Source organism: Cryobacterium sp. 10I1 (assembly GCF_035019805.1).
In the GTDB taxonomy this organism is placed as follows: Bacteria; Actinomycetota; Actinomycetes; order Actinomycetales; family Microbacteriaceae; genus Cryobacterium; species Cryobacterium glucosi.
This window is the reverse complement of record NZ_JASJVF010000210.1, coordinates 1-5,826: the sequence shown is the minus strand read 5'-3', so window position 1 is coordinate 5,826 and position 5,826 is coordinate 1. Positions and strand designations below refer to the sequence as shown.

Here is a 5,826-nt window from a genome sequence, read left to right as displayed (position 1 = left end):
CCCCCATCGCCCGAGCGCATGGATGACTTCTTCGCGTTCCTGAAGGCTCGAATGGAGCAGTCGCGAAAATGGGCTCCGATCGCTCGGGACTACGCACTCTTCCGGACGCTCTATCACGCAGGTCTTCGCTCTGCAGAGTCCTCGACGTTGGAAATCCGCGATCTTCATTTTGACCGAGGCCCGTTCGGGAAGATTCACGTGCGTTTGGGTAAGGCGGCGAAAGGCTCCGGTCCCAGGCCACGCTGGGTGCCCATGCTGGACGATCTGGGCCTGATCCTGCATTGGTATCTCGACGAGGTCCGCCCCAAATTTCGAGGAAGCAGCCCGGCCCTGTTCTGCGACGAGGGCGGCCGATTCATGAATTCAGGATCGATCCGTAACCGGTTGGCGGCCCTGTGCAGAGCGGAGGGCCGGCCGGTCCACGAGCAGTTCAGCCCTCATAGTCTGCGGCATGCCTGCGCGACGCGCAACTACGAGCGCGGTGTCGATCTCGTCGCCATTCAGCAGATGCTGGGCCATTGGAATGTGGGCACGACGATGCGATATGTGACGCCCTCATCTACGTTCGTCGAGGACGCCTATCGTCGTGCCCTCACGACCACTCTCGCCGAAGCGACCAAGGAGGAATAGGACATGGCAGAGTTTCGCTGGCGGCTCCGGATGGCTGCCGCTCAACGAGAAGTGTGGACCGGTGCTCAACTGCGGCGCCTGTTGGTCGACAAGGCCGGTCTGGAACTCTCATCCGCGTCGATCTCCGCCTTGATGACTCAACAGCCTTCGCAAATTAAGCTCGCGACTCTGGCCGCATTGTGCCAAGCGCTGGACTGCACCGCAAATGATCTCCTCGAACTTGATACGACCACCGACATCGGCAACGGGACTCCGCCAACTCCGGTCACGCAGGAGCCCCTCCGAGCGGCGGCCGGTCAGGAACGGTCTCGGGCCTCGCGCAATACCCCGCCACCATTCTGATGACGCTCGTCGGCAACTGCATCGACTGTGGAAGCCCCAATCTCCATGCTCGGGGTCGCTGCACCTCGTGCTATTGGAAAGCCAAACGCGAGGCCACGATGGAACCGTGCCCACGGTGTGGCCAACGGCGAGTGCTCCGTGCGGAACAGGACCTGTGCGGGATGTGCGTGCGCCGAGCTCGTCCCCGGAAAGAACCGACACCGCGAAACTGCGACCAGTGTGGCCGTCTGGCCAAACACGCAGCTCACGGACTATGCACGGCCTGCTATCAAAGGACCCACAACTCCCTGATCGACCGAACAGCCGCCGCTCTTATCCGGCTCGGGGCGAGCATTCCCAACTGGTTCGAACCCCTGGTCGACGACATCGGCGACCGATTCGTCAGCGCAGTAGCGGTGCGACACCTGCGGCAGATCGAACACCACCTAATCCAAGGAGTCTGCACTCCCGAAGCTCTGGTCCGCGCGCTGCGTTCACCCGGACGATCACCGGGCGACACCGCCCGAATCGTCAATGAGTATTTCGTCACGAATGGGCTCGGATCCTTCCTCCAAGACGAGGAAGACCGCCGGAGCGCGGGGCGCCGAGAGCGCCGCCTGGCCCGCGCCCCCATCCCCTTCCGCCCGGCCGTGGCAGCCTTCTGCGACTATCTCCTGCGATCGCGCACTCGAGCAAACCTGGTCGGCGGCCGCGGACTCAAAGACGCCACGATCGAGGCCCGACTGGCTGATGTCGCGGCCCTGGCCAACTTCCTCGAGAGACGCGGCATCAACGATTGGGCCGCCGTCACCGCCGGCGATATCGAGGAGTTCCTCGGGAGCCGCTCCCGGCATCGGCTAGCCAGCTTCCGCATGTTCTTCACCTTCGCTGGCAAACGAAAGCTCATCCTGATCAACCCGGCCCTCGGTCTGACTCGACCACGCCCAACAGGCTTCGCCGGACGAACGCTCAACAGCGCCGAACAACGCCGACTTATCCATCGGTGGATACTCACCACCATCGACCCGAGAGAGCGCGTGGTCGGACTGTTCGCTCTTCTCCACGGTATGAGCAGCCGTCAGATCCGCGCTGTTCTGGTCTCGGACATCAGCACAAAGGCAGGGACGATGGTCATCGCGGGACGGCCGTATAACGTGCCGCTGGACCCCATCACGCTCGCTGCTATCGATGCGGTGCTGACGGCGCGGCTGGCGCTGCGAACGAACAACCCGCACCTCGTCCTCACGAAAGACTCACGCGCTCACGAAACTGCAGCGTCGCCGTATTTCATGACTCATATTCTCGATCCGGCCGGCGTCACGCCAGCTGTCCTGCGTCAAACCCGTCTCGCCGATCTCGCCCACTCCCACGACCCGAGACTGGTCGCCGCGGCATTCGGCATGACAGCCGGCGGCGCACTGCACTACGTCTTCGATGCTGTCGACCGCGAGGAAGAAGTCTTCGCTTCAACCTATGAAGATTAGGTATCAACTCGCATACGTCAACTTGAACGTATGCGGCTTCGCGGGATGCAGGTTCGACGAGACCGCGATGGATCGTTTCTCGTAGGCCGCATCGACGAGTCGATAGAGGCCCTCCGCGGCGTCGGCCCCGACTTCGAGGAGCCCGATGTCATCGATCACGATCAGGTCCGAGCGCAGGATCCGGGCGACGACCCGGCCGACGGAGTCGTCGGCGCGGTGCGCGCGGACGAGAGCGCCGAGGTCCTCAAGGCGGAACCACGCGACCCTCATCCCGGCCTCGACGACTTGCTGGCCGAGGGCCTCGAGGAAGAAGGTCTTCCCAGTCCCGGAGGGCCCGCAAACGACGACGTTCTCCTTCCGGCCGATCCATTCCAACGTCCGGAGGGCCTGCTGGGTGGGGGCCGGGATCGAGGACGCCGATTCGTCCCAGGTGTCGAATGTTTTTCCTGTGGGGAACCCCGCCGCTCGCCTCCTGGTCGCGAGCATCGACCGGGACCGGCCGGTGACTTCCTCAACGAAGAGGGCCTTGATGATCTCGACGGGTTCCCAGCGTTGCGCCCGGGCGGTCGCGATCAGTTCCGGCGCCAGGGCGCGGGCGTAGGGCATCTTCAACTGCCGCATCAACGCTTCCAGGTCCGCGGGCAGCGCGGGCGCGGCGGCCTGGGTGACGCTCACGCGCTCTGCTCCAACTCGTCATCGGCGGCTTGCCCGATCGCCGCCCACCCGGCGGTGCCCTGCGCGAGCGAGCTCGTCTCGCCCGCCGTGCGTGCCTGCGGACGGATCGAGCCTGCGCTGAGGAGGGAGGCGAGGTCACCGGTCGCGAAACGACCATAAGTGGCCGCCTGCCCGAGGGCCTCATCGACCGGGGCGGTGCCGCTGATCTTCGCCAACGCGACGGCCTCGGCCATCTTCACGTTCATCCGCGCGGTCCCGGCCGCGGCCGCTTCGAGTAACCACGCGTGCGCGCCAGCCCCGATGGCCAGGAACTCCGTCTCCGCTGCGCTGCGCGGGGTGATCGTGTAGTCGCCCGGGATCTTCTCCCGATGGTCGGGGAAGTGCGCGTCGTCGATCTTCGGGCTGCCCGGCCGGGCCCGCCGGTGCCGGGCGACTTCAACGGGCCCGTCACTGCCGACGTGGACGATGACGACCTGCTCGGAGGCCCCGACCCCGTGGCTGCGGACGAACACACGGGCGCCGAGCAAGTGCGCCGGCACCGAGTACTGGCCGTTCTCGAACGTGACCATCGGCGTGTTCTCCGGGACGGCTCGCGTCAGGCCCAGCGCGACGGTGTGCGCCGTGTCAGGGACCCGGTGCAACCGGGGCCGTTCCTCCTCGAGCATCACCGACGGCTTCCGCCTGGTGGCGCGGTGCTCCCGGGTGTTGACCAGGGCCATGAATGCTTCGCAGGCCGCTTCGACCTCGGCGAACGAGGCGTATTCGGGCCGCAGGTTGGTGTCTTTGGGCACGATGTCAGCCTTGGCGAGCTTCACCGAGGACTCCACCCCGCCCTTGGACGCAGGATCCGCGGGCTGACACGTCAGCACGCTCACCCCGTAGTGGCGGGCGAAGTCCACCGTCTGCGGATTCCGCACCGGCACCCCGGCGACATGGGAGACGGTCACCGTTTTCTCGTTATCGGTCAGGACGTAGGTCGGGGCGCCGCCGAGGAGCCGGAACGAGCGATCCAACGCGGCGAACACGCTCGGCGCCGTCCGGTCCCGCAACGCGATCACGATCCGAAACCGCGACCACGCCAGCCACGCGACGAACAACACCGTCTTCTTCCCATCGATGACGGGGCCGTCGCCGAAGTCATACTGCAACCACATCCCCGGCTCCGTGATCCACGGCCGGTGCACCCGCACCCGACCGAGCCGGAACGCAGCGCGGACCTGCGCGACCGCCCGCCGCGTCGACCGCTCCGAACCCGCGTAGCCCAGACCGATCAGTTTCGCGTGGGCCCGGTCCGCACGGATCTTGCCCTGCGACGCCTCCACCCATTCCTCGATCTTGGGCAGGAACGGGTCCGTGACCCGGCCCCGGTAGGCGGGCTCCGCGAGCGGCCGGCCCGCATCGCGCGCGGCGACGTGCCGGGCGACGGTGTGATGCGAGCAGCCCGTGAGCTCGGCCGCGGCACGCAACGACTCAGTCAGGTCGTAGGCAGCGAGTATTTCCATGATTTCTCCGTCAAACTTCATTCAGGGCCTCTTCCTGGGCGACTTTGATGCGACTAGACACCGTCATCAAATCCCAGGAAGGGGCTCCCGCCACGTAACCGGGCGGGGGTTCAGAAATAGAAGTGGGCAGATCTCATGGCCACCAACGGGCCGTTCTACTGGCCATCAGTGGGCACTTCCGTGGCCGCCTATGGGCAGTTTGGCATGGCCGCTAACAAATGGTCCTGGCTTGGTTCCGCGCGGATGTCAATGAGAAACCGTGTTCAAGGCCTCCGCATGCCTCATAACCCTAGAGATATAAAACGTCTCACGACTCCCGTTTCTCGCCTTCGCAGATCGACGGAATCTCGCCTGCAGCAATTCTCATGACTACGTCACACAACCTCCTGCTTGAATTGCAGTACTCACCGTTAGTTCTGAAACACTCGGGATCACCAGTTCCGACCTTGCCGTTCCCACCGCACACGCGTGTCCCGCACAGCCGGCATTCAGCCCACCCGCCTACCGTTGACGGCGGAGTCCCCCACTCCAACAAACGAGCCCCGGCACATTCCTCGCCTCCCCCAGGTGCAGGGAAGCCGGGGCTTTTTCGAGGCCACCGGCGCCCAGCCCGGCTGCGCGAAGACGCTCTCATGCACGCCGCGGCCGGGGAACAGCATCGTGTCGACGCTCGTTGAATAGTAGGCCGTTGGCGCTGACACATCGAATACACCGCGGCCTCCGACAACTCCGCGACGTCGTCCCAGCCGAGCCCGAGCCGCTCTGTTGCAGCGAGCACAGCCCGAATACTGTGCCGGGACATCCCCTGAGCAGACTCGATCGCCCGTCGCGACAAACCCTGATTTCGCTGCTGCAGGATCTGCTTCGCTTTGATCTTCCGTACCATTGCCGGTACTCCTTCCACCACGTGGCGCTCACATGGTGGGAGGAGCTTTTCAGGTGGTGCTCAACCACGCCGGCAGTGGGGCTGAACGATACGAATCACGCATCTGAACAGTGGGGCTCACCCGCACCACAGGTGGTGCCCAACGAAGCCAATATTCACTGGCGAACATAGCGCCCGTGATGTGATTCTCCTGAGCTCTCGGTCACCCTTACGAATTCGGTGAGAAGAGAGACGGAGGGAAGAGAAGAAAGCACTTCGCAGCCGGTGTCGCCGAATCGCCTCTACGTAGCGCGGAACTGAGATCGTGTCAGCGGAGATCCGAGCCCAT

5 protein-coding genes are annotated in these 5,826 nt (G+C 64.7%); 3 read left to right on the top strand and 2 right to left on the bottom strand.

The window, feature by feature from the left end; translation table 11 throughout:
- The 3 genes from QN345_RS14780 to QN345_RS14770 all read left to right on the top strand — a co-directional run.
- Nucleotides 1-630: site-specific integrase (locus QN345_RS14780; protein ID WP_323508802.1), on the top strand; the 630-nt coding region annotated here is incomplete at its 5' end.
- Nucleotides 631-633: 3 nt separating this feature from the next.
- Entirely contained in the window at nt 634-972 is a 339-nt protein-coding gene (locus QN345_RS14775) for a helix-turn-helix transcriptional regulator (protein ID WP_322135572.1), read from the top strand.
- A gap of 395 nt (nt 973-1,367) precedes the next feature.
- On the top strand, nt 1,368-2,435 hold the full coding sequence (locus tag QN345_RS14770; RefSeq protein ID WP_322140880.1) for a hypothetical protein: 1,068 nt from the start codon (nt 1,368-1,370) through the stop codon (nt 2,433-2,435).
- Nucleotides 2,436-2,438: 3 nt separating this feature from the next.
- Here the strand turns inward: QN345_RS14770 and QN345_RS14765 are convergent, their stop codons facing one another.
- Both QN345_RS14765 and istA read right to left on the bottom strand, forming a co-directional pair.
- Nucleotides 2,439-3,110 (bottom strand): ATP-binding protein, encoded by a 672-nt coding sequence (locus QN345_RS14765; protein WP_322140259.1) that lies wholly within the window; start codon nt 3,108-3,110, stop codon nt 2,439-2,441.
- On the bottom strand, nt 3,107-4,633 hold the full coding sequence (istA, locus tag QN345_RS14760; protein WP_322140260.1) for an IS21 family transposase: 1,527 nt from the start codon (nt 4,631-4,633) through the stop codon (nt 3,107-3,109). The genes QN345_RS14765 and istA overlap by 4 nt, the downstream gene beginning before the upstream one ends.
- Between the last annotated feature and the right edge of the window lie 1,193 nt (nt 4,634-5,826).

What these genes read in the sequence shown, in the direction of transcription:
- QN345_RS14775 (WP_322135572.1), top strand. Translation starts at nt 634, where the DNA reads ATGGCAGAGTTTCGCTGGCGGCTCCGGATGGCTGCCGCTCAACGAGAA.
- istA (WP_322140260.1), bottom strand. Translation starts at nt 4,633, where the DNA reads ATGAAGTTTGACGGAGAAATCATGGAAATACTCGCTGCCTACGACCTG.